Source organism: Pseudomonas machongensis (assembly GCF_034961125.1).
Classification (GTDB): Bacteria; Pseudomonadota; Gammaproteobacteria; order Pseudomonadales; family Pseudomonadaceae; genus Aquipseudomonas; species Aquipseudomonas machongensis.
The window spans coordinates 101,131-117,757 of record NZ_JAYFUI010000187.1 but is presented as its reverse complement, the minus strand read 5'-3'; the positions used below and the strand labels follow the sequence as shown (position 1 = coordinate 117,757).

At 65.7% G+C, this 16,627-nt stretch carries 18 protein-coding genes; 8 read left to right on the top strand and 10 right to left on the bottom strand.

Features of this window, described 5'->3' with window-relative positions; genetic code table 11:
- The 5 genes from nikB (at window position 1) to VA602_RS19555 (ending at window position 4,717) form a co-directional block, all read left to right on the top strand.
- Window positions 1–942 carry a nickel ABC transporter permease subunit NikB gene (nikB, locus tag VA602_RS19575; RefSeq protein ID WP_323454036.1) on the top strand — a complete coding sequence of 314 codons (942 nt, stop codon included), beginning with the start codon at window positions 1–3 and terminating at the stop codon, window positions 940–942.
- Complete coding sequence (gene nikC, locus VA602_RS19570) at window positions 939–1,784, top strand: nickel ABC transporter permease subunit NikC (RefSeq protein WP_323454035.1); 846 nt, start codon at window positions 939–941, stop codon at window positions 1,782–1,784. The genes nikB and nikC overlap by 4 nt, the downstream gene beginning before the upstream one ends.
- Window positions 1,785–2,555, top strand: coding sequence for a nickel import ATP-binding protein NikD (gene nikD / locus VA602_RS19565; protein WP_323454034.1), 771 nt, complete (start codon window positions 1,785–1,787; stop codon window positions 2,553–2,555).
- Window positions 2,552–3,376 carry a nickel import ATP-binding protein NikE gene (nikE, locus tag VA602_RS19560; protein ID WP_323454033.1) on the top strand — a complete coding sequence of 275 codons (825 nt, stop codon included), beginning with the start codon at window positions 2,552–2,554 and terminating at the stop codon, window positions 3,374–3,376. The genes nikD and nikE overlap by 4 nt, the downstream gene beginning before the upstream one ends.
- A 114-nt stretch (window positions 3,377–3,490) precedes the next feature.
- Entirely contained in the window at window positions 3,491–4,717 is a 1,227-nt protein-coding gene (locus VA602_RS19555; protein WP_323454032.1) for an MFS transporter, read from the top strand.
- A 42-nt stretch (window positions 4,718–4,759) separates the two neighbouring features.
- Here the strand turns inward: VA602_RS19555 and VA602_RS19550 are convergent, their stop codons facing one another.
- The 7 genes from VA602_RS19550 to VA602_RS19520 all read right to left on the bottom strand — a co-directional run bounded on the left by VA602_RS19550 (window position 4,760) and on the right by VA602_RS19520 (window position 10,574).
- Window positions 4,760–5,812 (bottom strand): DUF1615 domain-containing protein, encoded by a 1,053-nt coding sequence (locus tag VA602_RS19550; protein WP_323454031.1) that lies wholly within the window; start codon window positions 5,810–5,812, stop codon window positions 4,760–4,762.
- A 26-nt stretch (window positions 5,813–5,838) separates the two neighbouring features.
- Complete coding sequence (locus VA602_RS19545; protein WP_323454030.1) at window positions 5,839–6,390, bottom strand: hydrolase; 552 nt, start codon at window positions 6,388–6,390, stop codon at window positions 5,839–5,841.
- A 61-nt stretch (window positions 6,391–6,451) separates the two neighbouring features.
- On the bottom strand, window positions 6,452–7,171 hold the full coding sequence (locus VA602_RS19540; RefSeq protein WP_153775006.1) for a thioesterase II family protein: 720 nt from the start codon (window positions 7,169–7,171) through the stop codon (window positions 6,452–6,454).
- A 3-nt stretch (window positions 7,172–7,174) separates the two neighbouring features.
- Window positions 7,175–7,396, bottom strand: coding sequence for an MbtH family protein (locus VA602_RS19535; protein WP_054893211.1), 222 nt, complete (start codon window positions 7,394–7,396; stop codon window positions 7,175–7,177).
- 181 nt (window positions 7,397–7,577) lie between these two features.
- Window positions 7,578–8,996 (bottom strand): short-chain fatty acid transporter, encoded by a 1,419-nt coding sequence (locus VA602_RS19530; protein WP_323454029.1) that lies wholly within the window; start codon window positions 8,994–8,996, stop codon window positions 7,578–7,580.
- 188 nt (window positions 8,997–9,184) lie between these two features.
- A complete protein-coding gene (locus VA602_RS19525; protein ID WP_197891504.1) occupies window positions 9,185–9,841 on the bottom strand; it encodes a CoA transferase subunit B in 657 nt (218 codons plus the stop codon).
- 34 nt (window positions 9,842–9,875) lie between these two features.
- Window positions 9,876–10,574: a CoA transferase subunit A gene (locus VA602_RS19520; RefSeq protein WP_054893208.1), complete on the bottom strand. Its 699-nt coding sequence runs from the start codon at window positions 10,572–10,574 to the stop codon at window positions 9,876–9,878.
- Between the two features lie 121 nt (window positions 10,575–10,695).
- Here VA602_RS19520 and VA602_RS19515 point away from each other — a divergent pair, with 121 nt between their 5' ends.
- Window positions 10,696–11,607, top strand: a complete 912-nt coding sequence (locus tag VA602_RS19515) for a LysR family transcriptional regulator (protein ID WP_063544394.1) — start codon at window positions 10,696–10,698, stop codon at window positions 11,605–11,607.
- Window positions 11,608–11,710: 103 nt separating this feature from the next.
- On the opposite strand, the gene argE is transcribed toward VA602_RS19515, so the two are convergent.
- Complete coding sequence (gene argE / locus VA602_RS19510) at window positions 11,711–12,871, bottom strand: acetylornithine deacetylase (RefSeq protein WP_323454028.1); 1,161 nt, start codon at window positions 12,869–12,871, stop codon at window positions 11,711–11,713.
- Window positions 12,864–13,541 carry a DUF1028 domain-containing protein gene (locus VA602_RS19505; protein ID WP_323454027.1) on the bottom strand — a complete coding sequence of 226 codons (678 nt, stop codon included), beginning with the start codon at window positions 13,539–13,541 and terminating at the stop codon, window positions 12,864–12,866. Before VA602_RS19505 ends, argE begins: the two co-directional genes overlap by 8 nt.
- Before the next feature lie 281 nt (window positions 13,542–13,822).
- Between VA602_RS19505 and VA602_RS19500 the strand changes: the two genes are divergently transcribed.
- Complete coding sequence (locus VA602_RS19500; RefSeq protein WP_054892747.1) at window positions 13,823–15,142, top strand: flavin-containing monooxygenase; 1,320 nt, start codon at window positions 13,823–13,825, stop codon at window positions 15,140–15,142.
- Window positions 15,142–15,558 (top strand): RidA family protein, encoded by a 417-nt coding sequence (locus VA602_RS19495; RefSeq protein WP_323454026.1) that lies wholly within the window; start codon window positions 15,142–15,144, stop codon window positions 15,556–15,558. The genes VA602_RS19500 and VA602_RS19495 overlap by 1 nt, the downstream gene beginning before the upstream one ends.
- A 64-nt stretch (window positions 15,559–15,622) precedes the next feature.
- On the opposite strand, the gene VA602_RS19490 is transcribed toward VA602_RS19495, so the two are convergent.
- Window positions 15,623–16,528 carry a LysR family transcriptional regulator gene (locus VA602_RS19490; RefSeq protein WP_197891494.1) on the bottom strand — a complete coding sequence of 302 codons (906 nt, stop codon included), beginning with the start codon at window positions 16,526–16,528 and terminating at the stop codon, window positions 15,623–15,625.
- Window positions 16,529–16,627 lie beyond the last annotated feature (99 nt).

Sequence of the window (16,627 nt, the reverse complement as noted above, 5' to 3'; positions counted from 1 at the left end):
ATGCTGCGCTACATTCTGCTGCGTCTGGTATTGCTGGCCCCGGTGATGCTCGGCGTGTCGTTGCTGGTGTTCGTGTTGCTGCACCTGGGCAGCACGGACCCGGCTCTGGATTACCTGCGCCTGTCGCACATCCCGCCGACAGATGCAGCCATCGCCGAGGTGCGCCATGCCCTGGGCCTGGATCGGCCCTTGTACGAGCAGTACCTGAGCTGGCTGTGGAAGGCGTTGCACCTGGATTTCGGTGTTTCCTACCTGACCGGCCGACCGGTACTGGACGACCTGTTTTACTACCTGCCGGCGACCCTTCAACTGGGCGGCCTGGCGCTGGCCTGCACGTTGTTGCTGTCGATCCCGCTGGGGCTCATCGCCGCGCGCTGGCAGGGGCGCTGGCCCGACCATGCAGTTCGGGCGGTGACCTTCCTGGGCGTGTCGATGCCCAATTTCTGGCTGGCGTTCCTGTTGATCGCACTGTTCTCGCTGTCGCTGGGCTGGCTGCCGCCGCTCGGTCGAGGGGGCGCCGGGCACCTGGTGATGCCAGTACTGGCCATTGCCCTGATGTCGATGTCGATCAATGCTCGCCTGCTGCGCGCCAGCCTGCTCGAAGCCAGCGGCCAACGCCATGTCACCTACGCCCGCGCCCGCGGCCTGCCCGAACGCCGGGTGTGGCGCGACCATGTGCTGCGCAACGCCTGGCTGCCATTCGTCACCGCCACCGGCATGCACGTGGGCGAACTGATCGGCGGTGCACTGGTGATCGAGACCATCTTCGCCTGGCCCGGCGTGGGGCGCTTTGCCGTCTCGGCGGTGCTCAACCGCGATTTCCCGGTGATGCAGTGCTTCACCCTGCTGCTGACCGGCCTGTTGATGCTCTGCAACCTGGTCGTGGACGTGTGCTACGCCTGGCTCGACCCGCGCAGCCGGCTGGAGGGCGCACGCGCATGAGTACGCGCTGGGCAATTCGTCGGTCGGCCTTGCCCGGCCATGCGGGGCTGGTCCTGGGCCTGGTGCTGGTTGGCCTGCTGGCGGTACTGGCCCTGTTCGGCCAGTGGCTGACCCCGCACGACCCCGATCTGGTCGACCTCGGCCAGCGCCTCATGTCACCCGATGCCAGCCACTGGCTGGGCACCGATCACCTGGGCCGCGACCTGCTGTCGCGCTTGATCGTCGGTACCCGCCTGTCGCTGGGCAGCGTGATGTTGACCCTGGCCCTGGTACTGGCGCTCGGGCTCGCCGTGGGAGGCCTCGCGGGCTTTGTCGGCGGGCGCACCGACCTGCTGCTGATGCGCCTGTGCGACATGTTCATGACCTTTCCGACCCTGGTGCTGGCGTTCTTCTTCGTCACGCTGCTCGGTACCGGCCTGACCAACGTGATCATCGCCATCGCGTTGTCCCATTGGGCGTGGTATGCGCGCATGGTGCGCGGCATGGTGATTGCCCAGCGTGGTCGTGAATACGTGCTGGCCTCGCGCCTGGCCGGTGCCTCGCGCAGCACCCGCCTGCGCCAGCACGTGCTGCCGAACATCGCAGGCCCCCTGCTGGTACTGGCGACCATGGACATCGGCCACATGATGCTGCACGTCTCGGGCCTGTCGTTTCTCGGCCTGGGTGTGGCACCGCCTACGGCCGAGTGGGGCGTGATGATCAACGATGCCAAGGAGTTCATCTGGACCCACCCGCACCTGCTGCTGTTGCCGGGGCTGATGATCTTCTTCTCGGTGATGGCCTTCAACCTGCTGGGCGACGCGCTGCGCGACCGCCTCGACCCGACCCGGGAGCACCACTAGATGATGCCAGCGACCCTCGAAATCCAGGGCTTGCGCATAGCGGCCCACGCAGGTTTGCTGGTGCATGGCGTCGACCTGCGATTGCGTCGCGGCGAGGTCTGCGCACTGGTCGGGGCCAGTGGTTCGGGCAAGTCCCTGAGCTGCCTGGGCATGCTTGACCTGTTGCCTGCGGGCCTTGTGCGTACCCAGGGCCAGTTGCTGCTCGACGGCCAACCGGTGAGCGCCGCCCAGGTGCGTGGCCGCCTGGCCGGCCTGGTGCTGCAGAACCCGCGCAGTGCCTTCAACCCGGTAAGCAGCATGGCCAACCACGGGCTCGAAACCCTTCGCCAGCACGGTATCACCGGCGCCGCCGCCCGCGAGCGCATGGCCGACTGCCTGGCGGCCGTGGGCCTGACGGATCACGCCCGCGTGCTGCAAGCGTTCGCCTTCCAGCTCAGCGGCGGCATGCTGCAGCGCATGATGATCGCCTTGGCGCTGATGGCCGAAACTCCGTTCCTGCTGGCCGACGAGCCCACCAGCGATCTCGATGCGGTAAGCCAGGCACGCTTTCTCGACGTGCTGATGGAGCTGGTTGGACGGCATGGCCTCGGGGTGCTGCTGGTGACCCATGACATGGGGGTGGTGGCGCGCTGCGCCGATCAGGTAGCGGTGATGGATGCCGGCCACATCGTCGAGCGCCAAGCCGTGCATGCACTGTTCGACCGCCCTGTCAGCGACACTGCTCGCACCTTGCTCGAAGCCCATCGAATCCTCTGCGGGAGCCAAGCATGAGCCTGCTGCATGTCCAGCAACTGAGCCATCGCTACCGCACCGGCGGCTTGCTGCGCAAACGCGGCTGGCTGCAGGTGCTCGACGGTATCGACCTGCAACTTCAAGCGGGCGAATCGATTGGTCTGCTGGGCTGCAGCGGCAGTGGAAAGAGCACCCTCGCCCGCCTGCTGCTCGGGCTCGAAACTCCGAGCCAGGGGCAGGTCACCTTCGCCAGGCAAGCGGTCAGCCAACTGCGCGGCGAACAGGCACGAGCCTTCCAGCGGACCGTGCAGTTGGTGTTCCAGGACGCGCCGGGGGCATTCAATCCACAGCGCAGCATCGGTTGGAGCATTGCCGAGCCACTGCGGCACCTGAGCGATCTGAGTGAGGCAGCCCAACGCCTGCGGGCCATCGAGCTGCTGGAGCAGATGGGCCTGCACGCCGAGCATGCCGAACGCTTGCCACAGCAACTGAGCGGCGGCCAGCTACAGCGCGCCAACATCGCCCGGGCGCTGGCAATCTCGCCAAAGCTGGTGGTGCTCGACGAGGCGCTTTCGAACCTGGATCGCGTGCTGCAACTGCAACTGCTGCAACGGCTCGACACACTGCGTCGCGACAACGGCACGGCCTTCCTGCTGATCAGCCATGACCTGAGCCTGGTGCGGCACTTCTGCCAGCGGGTTGTGGTGCTTGACGCAGGGCGCATCGTCGAAGATCGGGCCGTGGAGGGTGAACTGTCGTTCGAACACCCCGTGGGGCGCCAGTTGCAAGCCGCCGTACTGCCCGAGCGCCCGGCAAGGCGTGGTGCTCAGGTCAGCCGAGCGTTCCATCGATCACACTGATGATTACTATCGAACGGCCTGCCTATAGGCCTTTCGGAACCGACTTCTATAATCGCCCTCCTATTTTCCCGCCTCCTGCGCCTGCTCCAGGCGACAACACTTGGAATCCGTACCATGCCAAGCGTCAATCAGGCCCCCGATGGCCTTCTTGAACACAACCAACAGAGCGTCAAACAGCAGTGGCTGGCGATTCTCTCGGTCGCCGTGGGCGCCTTCGCCCTGGTGACCAGTGAATTCCTCCCGGTAGGCGTTCTCAACGATGTGGCCAGCGACCTGGGCATCAGTGCCGGGCAAGCCGGCATGATGGTCACCCTGCCCGGTATCATGGCCGCCCTCGCCGCTCCGCTGCTGTCGGTGGGCATCGGTGCCATGGACCGCCGCTACCTGCTGATCGGCCTGACGCTGATCATGATCATCGCCAACTCGGTGGTGGCCTATGCCAGCGACTTCAGCCTGCTGCTGTTCGGCCGCGTGCTGCTGGGTATCAGCATCGGTGGCTTCTGGGCCACGGCCATTGCCCTGAGCGGGCGCCTGGCGCCCAAGGGGGTGGGCGTGGCACAGGCGACTTCGATCATCATGGTCGGCGTCACCCTGGCCACGGTGCTAGGCGTGCCGGTCGGCACCTGGCTCAGCGGCCTGATGGGCTGGCGCATGACCTTCCTGGTGACCGCCCTGCTGGGTGTGCCGGTGCTGCTCGCGCAGGTCTTCCTGCTGCCACGGCTCAACCCCGACAAGGCCATCCGCATCAGTGACCTGCCGGCGCTGTTCATCAACCCGCTGGCACGGGTCGGCCTGATCGCGGTCTTGCTGATTGGTCTGGCGCACTTTGCCGCGTACACCTATGTCGCACCGTTCTTCAAGCAAAGCTCGGGCTTCGACGGCGCAACCATCGGCTCGCTGTTGCTGCTCTACGGCGTCGCGGGCGTCATCGGCAACCTGTTCGCCGGCTTCGCCGCCAACCGCAGCGTGCGCTACACCCTGCTGCTGGTGGCCTTGCTGATCGGCATCAGCACCGCACTGTTCCCTTACTTCGCCACCGGCATGACTGGGGCGGTGATGCTGATCGCACTGTGGGGCTTTGCCTTCGGTGCCTTCCCGGCCTGTGCCAGCATCTGGATGTTCGTGGTCGCGCCCAAGGATGTCGAACGCGGCATGCCGCTGTTCGTGGCCATGTTCCAGGTGATCATTGCACTGGGCTCGTTCTTCGGTGGGCGAATCGTCGACCAGATGGGCAGCTCGGTGCTGCTGAGCCTGGCCACGGCGCTGGTCGGCTGCGGGTTCGTCACCATGCTGGTACTGGGGCGTAACGTCAGCAACAGCCTGGCGGCCCAGCCTGCCTGACCCTCGCAGGGGCTGCCTTGCGGCCCCTGCAGCTTGCGGCGGTCAGCGCGTCATGCAGCGCTGGTAGCGCTCCTCTACCCTCCCCGCAAACCACGCCGTGGTCAGCTTGCGGGTGATCTTCGGGCTCTTGAGCACGATCCCCGGCAGCACCGCACGTGGCAGTGGCTTGCCCGCCTTGGCGTCAGCGAGGGCAAATACGCCGCGGTACAAGGCGCTGTCCTCGAGCGCCAGGCTGTTCTCCAATTCCAGCTGGCTGCGAATCTGCGGATTGCGCAGCCCCAGCTTCACCCCAAGGCTGCGCGCCGCGCGCTCGGTCGTGCCTGGCAGGATCGCACCCGGTGCGATCAGGTCGCCGTCCAGGGCCAACTCTGCACCCGTCACGCTGTTCAGCGCCGCCTGGAATGCGGCGTTGCGGCTGGCGTACCAGCCTGCGTTGAAATCGGCGAAGCGGTACAGCGGCCGCTCGTAGTGGGCGGGATAGCCCAACAAGTGGGCGATGCCGAAGTACAGGCCGCCGCGACGGCTGAATACCTCCTGGCGAATCGTGCCCTGGCGCTGGTAGGGATAGTCCTTGGCATGGCGTTCGGCAAAGTCGATGCTGACCTGCATCGGCCCGCCGGTACGTACCGGGTTGAGCCCACCGAGCAACTTGTCCCCGAGCGGCAAGCCGGCGATGAAGTCGTCGAACAGGGCGCTGAGCTGCTTCTCGCTGCGTACCGCCAGCAGGCGCTGCTGGTAGCTCTGGCCGTTCGCCGAAGGCGTCGCCAGGGCGCCATCGACCAGCAGCCTGGGGATGTGCAGACGCGCGGCGCGACGGTCGATTTCCTCGCGGGCGGTGCGGCCCAGGTTGGGCACCTGGGGGTCGGCGGTGAAGGTGGATTCCTGCTCGGTCACCGCCAGCACCGCGCACAGGTTGCTGCGGCTGGGCGCGATGCCCTGGGCGGTGAACGCGACCTGGATGTCCTCGGCCCAGCCCTGGCGGTCCTTGACCGAGGCAGGCAGCAGGCGCATGAGCTGGGCGCGGACCTGGGCAGGGTCGACTTCGGGCGCCTCCTCGCGGCGCCCGGCACAGCCTTGCAGCAGGGCCAACAGCATCAGCCCAGCGCCCAGCAGCCGCGGGTTCAGGATGGGCCACCGACGATGTAGGTCTTGCTGATATGGCGGAACAACGGGTGGCTGGCGCTGCCCAGCAGTTCGAACAGGACCATCTCGCGGGTGACGATCTGCGCCCCGGCATCGCGCATGCGCGCAAGGCCTGCCGCCTTGTTTGCCGGGGTGCGGCTGTCGCAGACGTCCTCGACCACGAACACCTGCTTGCCCAGGCCCAGCAGGCCAAGCACTGTCTGCAGCACGCAGACGTGGGTTTCCATGCCACAGACGATCACCTGCTCGCGCGCCAGCAAGCTGGCGGGCAGGCATTCGGCGGCCACGCAGGAAAAGTGCAACTTCTCGACGATCTCGGCCCCTGTAGCGGCGGCCTTGAGTTCGGCCAGGGTCGGGCCCAGGCCCTTGGGGTACTGCTCGGAGATCACCGTGGGCAGTTCGAGTTCGGCGGTGGCGGCCAGCAGCCCGCGGGCCCGCGCGCGGGTGCCCTCGGGGTCGCTCATGGCACCGATGAGGCGTTCCTGGATATCGACGACCAGCAGCGTGGCCTGGCGGGGATCGATCAGCATGGGGACAACCCTTGTCCTGTGGGAAAGCCCCCAGCCTCCCCCAGGCAAAGGCCTACGTCAATCATGCCGAAAGTCGATGAGGTTCCAGAGAGGCGGTCAGCAGGCTCAGCACCCGGTCTTCGTGCTCATGGATGAAGAAGTGCCCGCCGGGGAAGACCTCCAGCGAGAAATCGCCCAGGCTTTCGCGACGCCAGGCCAGCAGTTGCTCTTCGCTGGCGCGGTCGGCCTCGCCGCCCAAAACATGCAGCGGGCAGTGCAACGGCGCGCGTTGGCGATAGTCGTAGCGGCCGCACATGAGGAAATCGGCACGCAGAATCGGCAAGGTCAGGCCCATGAGCTCTTCGTTGGCCAGCACCTCCTCGGGGGTGCCCTGCAACTGGCGCAGCTCGTCGATCAGCTCGGCATCGGTCTTGGCTTCGCGCCAGCCCTTGCCGTCGTAGTCCTCACGTCGGGTCGGTGCCGCCGTGCCGCAGGCAAACAGTGCGACCGGCGCCTTGCAACCCAAGGCTTGCAGCTCGTGGGCCAGCTCGAAGGCGAGCAGCGCGCCCAGGCTGTGCCCGAGCAGCGCATAGGGCGTGCTCGCCGCCAGGCGTTGCTCGCTGGCCAGTTGCCGGGCCAGTGCCTGCATGTCGGTTTGCAGCGGCTCGCCCAGGCGCGCGCCGCGCCCGGGCAACTCCACCGGGCGCACCTGCAACCAGGCCGGCAGCTTGCGCCGCCAGCGGCTGTAGACCATGGCACTGGCGCCCGAGTACGGCAGGCATAGCAGGTTGAGTGCAGTCACGCCTTACTGCACCGCAGCTTCGGCCATCTTCTGGCGCAGGCTCAGGGGGCGCATGTCGGTCCACACTTCATCGATGTAGGCCAGGCAGTCTTTCTTCAGGCCACTCTTGCCTGCGGCGCGCCAGCCGTTGGGGATCGCCTTGTAGTCGGGCCAGATCGAGTACTGTTCCTCGTGATTGATCACTACCTGGAACACGATGTCGTCGCGGTCGAAAACGGAAGTCATTGCCTGTCTCCTTGGGGTGATGATGGCCCGGTCCGCCTGGACGCAGGGCAGCTCTCAGGAAAACGAAGGGAGACGGGGGAAAATTACGCTTTTTTCTCGGATCGACATGCCAGGACGTCGAGCGGCGGGCAGCGCTTGCGGGCCATTGCGGCCCGCAGCGCGATATTGCGCGGTGAAGCTGCTACGGCATCACTGGCGGCACGTACTGCAAGGTGGTGCCCAGCGCCCAGAGCAGCACCAGCACCAGGGGCACGTGCACCAGCAGTTGCACGAAGGAGAAGCCGATCAGGTCACGCGCCTTCAGGCCCAGCACGCCCAGCAACGGCAGCATGTAGAAGGGGTTGATCAGGTTCGGCAGCGCCTCGGCGGCGTTGTAGATCTGCACCGCCCAGCCCAGGTGGTACTGCAGGTCGTTCGCCACCAGCATCACGTAGGGCGCTTCGATGATCCATTTGCCGCCGCCAGACGGAATGAAGAAGCCCAGCACCGCCGAATACACGCCCATCAGCAAGGCAGAGGTGTCATGGGTGGCGATCTGGGTGAAGAATACCGAGATGTGGTGCGCCAGGGTCTGTGCGTCGGCGCCCTTGACCTGGGTGAGGATGGCGGCGATCGAGCCGTACAGCGGGAACTGGATCAGCACGCCGGTGGTGGTCGGCACCGCACGGGCCACGGCGTCGAGGAAGCTGCGCGGACGCCAGTGGAGCAAGGCGCCCAGCATGATGAACAGCAGGTTGTAGGTGTTCAGCCCGGAGATGGCGGTGATCGCAGGCTTGGTGGCGAACTCCTGGTACAGCCAGCCGGCCGCCAGGGCCACCAGCAGCAGGATCAGGATCGGGCTGTGCTCCAGCCACTCGCCGGGGCGGGTGCGCTGCGGCGCAGGTGGGGCGGTGAAGGTCGGATCGACACCACAGTCCTGGGCGCTGCGCGCACTGTTCGGTCCGGGCGCGGTGGCATAGGCGACGACCAGCGAGACGATCACCAGCGCAGCCAGCATCACCCCGGACTGCCAGAGAAAGATGGTCTCGGTGAACGGAATGACGCCGGTGATCGACAGGATCGACGGCGGCAGGCTGGCCGGGTTGGCCTGCAACTGTGCAGCCGACGACGACAGGCCCAGCGCCCACACGGCACCCAGGCCCAGGTAGGCAGCAGCGCCAGCGGCGCGGTAGTCCATCTTCAGGTCCGTGCGACGGGCCAGGGCACGCACCAGCAGGCCGCCGAACACCAGCGAAAGGCCCCAGTTGAGCAAGGAGGCGAGCATCGAGATCAGCGCCACCCAGCACACCGCCGAGCGGCCGTTCTTCGGCAGGCGCGCGAGGCGGTCGATCAGGCGCGCAGCAGGCGGGGAGCTTGCGACCACATAGCCGCCAATGACCACGAAGGCCATCTGCATGGTGAACGGGATCAGGCTCCAGAAGCCGTCACCAAAGGCCTTGGCGGTGTCGGTGGGCTTGGCGCCCATGGCCAGGGCCCCCAGGCACACCAGCATCACGGCCAGGGCGGCGAACACCCAGGAGTCGGGGAACCAGCGTTCGGCCCAGTTGGAGCAGCGCAGGGCGAAGCGGGCGGAGCGGCTGTCTTGGATTTCAGCGGCCACGAGTGTTTTCCTTTTTTGGTCTTATTGGTGGATGTTGCTTGTTTATCAACGCAAAACCCCTGTAGGCGCGGGCTTGCCGTGGGAGCGGGCTTGCCCCCGAATACGTTGGTGAATGTACCGGCGCATTCGCGGGCAAGCCCGCCCCTACAACTGGCCCGCCCTCACAGGGGGGAGGTAAAGCAATAGCGTTAGAACGTCATCTCTTTCACATCGTCCGGCACGATCAGCTTGCCGGCGGTTTTCTCGACGATCTCCTGGACGCTCACCCCGGGCGCGGTCTCGCGCAGGATGAAAGCACCGTTCTCGATCTCGAGGTAGGCAAGGTCGGTGAGCACCTTGCGGATGCAGCCAGCGCCCGTCAGCGGCAGGCTGCAACGTGGCAGGAGCTTGGACTCGCCGTCCTTGGAGGCGTGGGTCATGGTGACGATGATGTTCTCGGCGCCGGCCACCAGGTCCATGGCGCCACCCATGCCCTTGACCAGCTTGCCGGGGATCATCCAGGAGGCGATGTTGCCCTCCACGTCCACCTCGAAGGCCCCCAGCACGGTAAGGTCGACATGGCCGCCACGGATCATGGCGAAGGATTGCGCCGAATCGAAGATCGATGCGCCACGGCGGGCGGTCACGGTTTGCTTGCCGGCGTTGATCATGTCGGCGTCGAGGGTGCTCTCGGTGGGGAACTCGCCCATGCCGAGCAGGCCGTTTTCCGACTGCAGCATCACGTCCATGTCGGCGGGCACGTAGTTGGCCACCAGGGTGGGGATGCCAATGCCGAGGTTGACGTAGTAGCCGTCCTTCAGTTCACGGGCGACGCGTTGAGCCATCTGTTCGCGGGTCAGTGCCATGGTCAGGATCTCTTTGTTGTTCTGTGGACGGCGCTCAGGCCTTGACGGTGCGCTTCTCGATGCGCTTCTCGAAGGTGCCGACGATGACCCGGTCGACGAAGATCCCCGGCGTGTGGATCTCGCTGGGCAGCAACACGCCCGGCTCGACGATTTCCTCGACCTCGACCACGGTGATCTTGCCGGCGGTGGCGGCCAGCGGGTTGAAGTTCTGGGCGGTGTTGCGGTACACCACGTTGCCGTAGTGGTCGGCCTTCCAGCCCTTGACGATGGCGAAGTCGCCGGTGATGGATTCTTCGAGGATGTACTTGCGGCCGTTGAACTCACGCACCTCTTTGCCTTCGGCGACCGGGGTGCCGTAGCCCGTGGCGGTGTAGAAGGCTGGGATACCGGCACCGCCGGCGCGCATCTTCTCGGCCAGGGTGCCTTGGGGGGTGAGCTCCACTTCCAGCTCGCCGCTGAGCAACTGGCGCTCGAACTCGGCGTTCTCGCCGACGTAGGAGGCCACCATCTTGCGGATCTGCCGGTCTTCGAGCAGCACGCCCAGGCCGAAGCCGTCGACGCCGCAGTTGTTGGAGACCACCGTCAGGCCCTTGACCCCGCGGCGCTTGATCTCGGCGATGAGGTTCTCGGGGATGCCACACAGGCCGAAGCCGCCGGCCAGTACCGTCATGTCGTCGGTCAGGCCTTCGAGAGCCTGTTCATAGGTTGCTACGCGCTTGTCCAGTCCGGCCATGCTGATCCGCCTTTGTAGTTGTTTGAGCGTGTGGAAGGCATCTTCACCGCTGGCGACTGATTTGTTAATTTTGTTTTCGTCATCGATTGATAACTTTTGCAAAACAACTTGCGGACCCGCCATGAACGTCAAGCAACTGCGCGCCTTCGTCACCGTGGCCAAGTACCAGAGCTTCGCCCAGGCCGGCGAACACCTGCATATCTCGCAACCGGCACTGAGCCTGACCATCAAGGCGCTGGAGGACAATCTCGGCGGCGCCCTGCTCACCCGCACCACACGCAGCGTCAGCCTCACCGCCGAGGGCGAAGTGCTGCTGCCGCTGGCCCGGCGCCTGCTGGCCGACTGGGACGATACCGAGGAAATGCTGCGCCAGCGCTTCACCCTGCAACTGGGGCGGGTGTCGGTGGCGGCGATGCCGGCCTTTGCCGGCAACCTGCTGCCGCAGTCACTGAAAGTGTTTCGCCAGCGCTACCCCAAGGTCAACGTCACCGTGCACGACGTGATCAACGAGCAGGTGCTGGAACTGGTACGTCACCGCCGCGTCGAACTGGGCATAGGTTTCGAGCCCGAGCGCAGCGATGCCTTGCAGTTTCACCCGTTGTACCTGGACCGCTTCGTCGCCGTGGTGCCGGGCGATTCACCCTTGGCGCAGCAGCCCCAGGTGAGCTGGCGCGAACTGTTGACTCATGACTTCATCGCCCTGCAACGCCCTTCGGCGGTACGCCTGCTGCTCGAGCAACACCTGGCCGCCGAGCATGGCCGACTGGCGGTAGCCTTCGAAAGCCACCAGTTGTCCACGGTCGGGCGCATGGTCGCCAACGGTTTGGGCGTCAGTGCCGTACCGGCGCTGTGCATCAACCAGATGCAGGAACTGGGGGCACGCTGCGTACCCTTGGTCGAGCCCACCGTCGAGCGGCGCATCGGGGTCATCGCCCTGAGCGACCACAAGTTGTCCACTGCGGCGCAGGCGTTGCTGGATGTGTTGCTGTCACATACCCGTGCGCCGGAGGTGTGGTCGCATGGGGTTGCGTGAGGGCTGAAAGGTGCTTGCCTGAGGTTTTTCAGCGCCTGTGAGATCGAGCGCCGCGCGGGCGGCGCTCGATCTCACAGGCGCTGAAAATCTTTCGGCAAGCACCTCAATTACCAACGAGATAATCACGCAAGCGCAGCAACATCGCATCACAACCCTGCAGTTGCATGACGCTGACAAACTCGTCCGGTTTGTGCCCCTGATCCATGCTGCCCGGCCCGCAGACCACGGTCGGGATCCCCGCCTGATCGAACAGCCCACCTTCCGTGCCAAAGGCCACGGTGCCGAAATCTTCCGAGCCGCTGAGCAGCGCCACCAGGCGCGCCGCTTCGCTGTCTTCGGACGTTGCCAGCCCGGGGTAGGCACTGAGCGGCTTGAGGCGGATATCGCTGGTTTCACTGACGGCACGCATGCGTGGCAGCAGGTCGGTTTCGGCGTAGGTCTGCAGGCGCTCGGCCACGACCTTGGCCTCGAAACCCGGCAAAGCACGCACCTCGAAATCGAACTCGCATTCCTCAGGCACAATGTTCAGCGCCCGCCCGCCCTTGATCACGCCAGTCTGCACGGTAGAGAACGGTGGATCGAAGCGCGCGTCATGGTGCTCGGGACGGGCCAGTTCGCCGCCGATCTCGCCCAGCTTGCCGATCAATTGCGCTGCGTACTCGATGGCATTGACGCCATAGGGTGCATAGGCCGAATGACAGGCGGCGCCGTGCACCTGGCAGCGCATGGCCAGCTTGCCCTTGTGCCCGAGCACGGGTTTGAGCTCGGTGGGTTCGCCGATCAGGCACAGGCGTGGCTTGTTCGGGCGCTGTTCGAGCGCCTCCAGCATCGAGCGCACACCGAGGCAGCCGACCTCTTCGTCATAGGAGAATGCCAGGTGCACCGGCGTCTTCAGCGGCTGGGCGAGAAACGCCGGCACCGCCGCCAGCACCGAGGCGATGAAGCCCTTCATGTCAGCCGTGCCACGGCCATACAGGCGACCATCGCGCTCGCTCAGGCGAAACGGCTCGACGCTCCAGGCCTGGCCGTCCACCGGCACCACATCGGTATGCCCGGACAGCACCACGCCGCCACGATCGGTCGGGCCGATGGTGGCGAACAGGTTGGCCTTGGTGCCCTCCACGTTGAGGAACAATTCGCTCTCGACCCCCAGCCCCGCCAGGTAATCGCGGATGAAACCGATCAGTTCGAGGTTGGAGTCGCGACTGACCGTGGCAAAGCCGATCAGGCGCTCCAGCACGGCGCGGCTGGAGAGATCACTCATCGCCCGGCACCCCGTAGCTGGGTGCGGTGGTCGGGTTCAGGGCGCGGGTGACGTAGTCCTGCATCTGTGGGCGATAGGCCTGCCACAGGCCGTCGAGTTCGCCGATCGGGTCGTGCTCGGCCCAGTCCACACGCAGGTCCACCAGCGGCCAGGTCAGCTCACCGGCGATCTTCAGGGCGGCCGAGTGCACAGGGCCTGCCTCGCCACCGGCGGCCATGGCCGCGTGCATCGCCGCCAGCAAGCGATCGGCCAGGTGCCCACCAGCCTGCTCGAACGCGTGCACCATCGCCTCGATCACCTGCGGCGAGGCCAGCAGGTTGCCCGCGGCTGCACACTGCTCGCCGGCGAGCGCGTTATGTACGCCGAGTGCTTCTTTGCCGGTGAACAGCGCGACCTGGCCGTGGCTGTCGATCACCGTCACCTGGCGGTACTCGCTCCAGCCGTTGGCGCTGAGCACCCGGTCCAGCGCTGCGGCAGGCGGCAACTGGCCCTGCTCGAGGGCGTCGAGGATCTGCGGGCCGAGGGCCGGCAAGGTGATGTTCTGCGTCGCCACCGCCCCGACCCCGGCGCGCACCCACGGGCAGCGGGCACCGACGGCGATGCTGGACGAGCTGATGGCGATGCCGACCTGGCCGGTTTCCTGGCAGCGGCCGATGATGGAGAAGGTCATGGTGCAGCTCCTTTCTGGGTTTACCGGCATTCTCGGCAAGCCCTGGCGGCGGCGAAACGAGCATTTTGCTTGGCAATGGCGAGGAAAAAACTGGGCACCGCGGGTTTGCTGGGCAAATCTGCCGGGCTGCTCGCTGCAGCGCTGCCACCCTTCGCCAATTTATCGGCAAGCCCCAGCTAAATACTATTTTCGCGAAATTCCGTGCATCCCTAGTCTGGCCCCAGGTAACGGCGGTCCTCCAAAACCGACCTGACAAAAACCGCCTGAACAAGGGCTCGGACATGACACTGAACAATCTCGAAATCGACACCCTCGTGGTCGGCGCCGGCCAGGCCGGCGTGGCCATGAGCGAACACCTGAGCAAACTCGGCGTACCGCACCTGGTACTGGAACGCAACCGCATCGCCGAGGCCTGGCGCACCGGGCGCTGGGATTCGCTGGTGGCCAACGGGCCGGTCTGGCACGACCGCTTCCCTGGCCTTGAATTCGACCTCGACGCCGACGCCTTCGCCGGCAAGGACCAGGTCGCCGACTACTTCGAACGCTACGTGCGCAAGTACAACCTGCCCGTGCGTACCGGCATCGAAGTCAAGCGCGTGGTACGCAACAGCGACCGCCCGGGCTTCACCATCGAAACCAACGAAGGCGTGATCCGCGCCAACCGCGTGGTCGCCGCCACCGGGCCGTTCCAGAAACCGGTGATCCCGGCCATTGCGCCAAAGGATGAGCGGCTGCACCAGATCCACTCCGCCGCCTACTACAACCCGCAGCAGTTGCCTGACGGTGCGGTGCTGGTGGTCGGTGCCGGCTCTTCCGGCGTACAGATCGCCGAGGAGCTGATGCGCGCCGGGCGCCAGGTCTACCTCTCGGTCGGTGCCCACGACCGCCCACCACGCGCCTACCGCAACCGCGACTTCTGCTGGTGGCTGGGCGTGCTGGGTGAATGGGACGCGGAAATCGCCAAGCCAGGCCGCGAACACGTGACCATTGCCGTCAGCGGTGCCCGTGGCGGCCATACCGTGGACTTCCGCGCCCTCGCCCACCAGGGCATGACTCTGGTCGGCCTGACCCAGTCGTTCGAGGATGGCGTGGTGCGCTTCCAGGATAACCTGGCCGACAACATCAACCGCGGTGACGAGAACTACCTGGCCCTGCTCGATGCCGCCGATGCCTATATCGAGCGCAACGGCCTGGACCTGCCAGAAGAGCCCGAAGCGCGCCAACGCCTGGCTGACCCGGACTGCGTCAGCAACCCGCTGCTGGAGCTGGACCTGGCCAAGGCTGGCGTCACCAGCATCATCTGGGCCACCGGCTACGGCGTGGACTTCAGCTGGCTGCAGGTCGATACCTTCGACGCCAACGGCAAACCCCAGCACCAGCGCGGCGTGGCCCGCGAGCCAGGGGTGTACTTCCTCGGCCTGCCCTGGCTGTCGCGCCGCGGCTCGTCGTTCATCTGGGGCGTGTGGCACGACGCCAAGCACGTCGCGGGCCACATCGCCACCCAGCGCACCTACCTGGCCTATCGCGACCGCGACCAGCGCGCAGCGGATGAACAGCCACACACCTCGATCAGCAACGTCAGCACCCTCGGAGCCCACTGATGCCTACCCATACCCGCATCCGCATGTTCAACACCAAGGTCACCTACCCCAACCAGACCTTGGACAACGACCTCTGCCAGGCCGTGCGCGCCGGCAACACCATCTATGTGCGCGGCCAGGTCGGCACCGATTTCGAAGGCCGGCTGGTCGGCCTGGGCGACCCGCAGGCGCAGGCCGAACAGGCGATGAAAAACGTCAAGCAACTGCTTGAAGAGGCCGGCTCCGACCTGTCGCATATCGTCAAGACCACCACCTACATCACCGACCCACGCTTCCGCGAGCCGGTGTACCGCGAAGTCGGCAAGTGGCTCAAGGGCGTGTTCCCGATCTCCACCGGGCTGGTGGTCGCGGGCCTGGCGCAGGCCGAATGGTTGATGGAAATCGATGTGATCGCTGTGGTGCCGGATGAGCAGTAAGCACTGATTGCCACCGCGGTGTTCTGTTCGCGGCGGTTCGGGTAGCCGAACCGCCGCGAATCGTTTACAGCTTCGCCAACTCTTCGCGACAGAACTCGACGAACAACTGCGCAGGCTTGGTCAACTGCACACGCTTGAGGTGCGCCGCCGCCAGCCCCGACAACGCCACCGGCTCGGCGATATCCAGTGTCACCAGGCGCTTGCCGTCATAGGTGAATTCCGAATGCGGCCGGGTCACCAGCAGCGAAAAACCGAACCCCTGCCCTACCATCCCGCGCACCATCTCGATCGATGGCGAACTGAAGACGATGTTCGGCGTCAGCCCCATCTCGTTGAACAGGCTGACGAAGTAGGTCCGGCTCGGTGCGACGTCGAGCAGGATCATCGGCTCCGGGCACAGGTCGCGCAGCGACACCTGAGCCTGGCTGGCGAAGCGGTGCTTCTCGGGCAGCAGCACATAAGGCTTCTGCGGCGGCATCAGCGGCTCGGCGTCGATGGTGCCGTCCAGGTCGTGGTCGTAGAGAAACGCCAGGTCGAAGGTGCCGGCGGTCAGCCCCTGGATCAGCTCCTGCTGCTCACCGTCACGCAGGCGGATGTCGACACCGGGGTAGCGCTCGCGAAACCCTGCGATCAACCGTGGCAGATAAAGCGGCGCAACGGTCTCGAAGCAGCCGATGTCGATCTGTCCGGCCACCGTATCGTTGTCGGCCAGGGCGTTCTGCTCGAACTCATGGGACATCTGCAGCAGCGCCTTGGTCTTGGCATAGAAACGCTTGCCGCTGGGGGTCAGCGACACGCCCTGGGCGTGGTGACGAATGAACAACTGCACACCGAAGCTCTCTTCCAGGCTCTTGATCGCGGTCGAGATCGACGGCTGGGCGATGTACAGCTGGCGCGAAGCCTCGGCAACACTGCCGGCCTCCACGGTGGTGACGAAGTACTTGAGTTGTCGCAAGGTGTAGGAAGCCATGGGCACCTCTGGGGCGCCGTGGGCGGCGCGCGGAATTTTCCTCTCACCTTACCTTAGTGGCTGGCGTGCGTGCGGCCAGTGCAGCCTAGGATTTGCCTG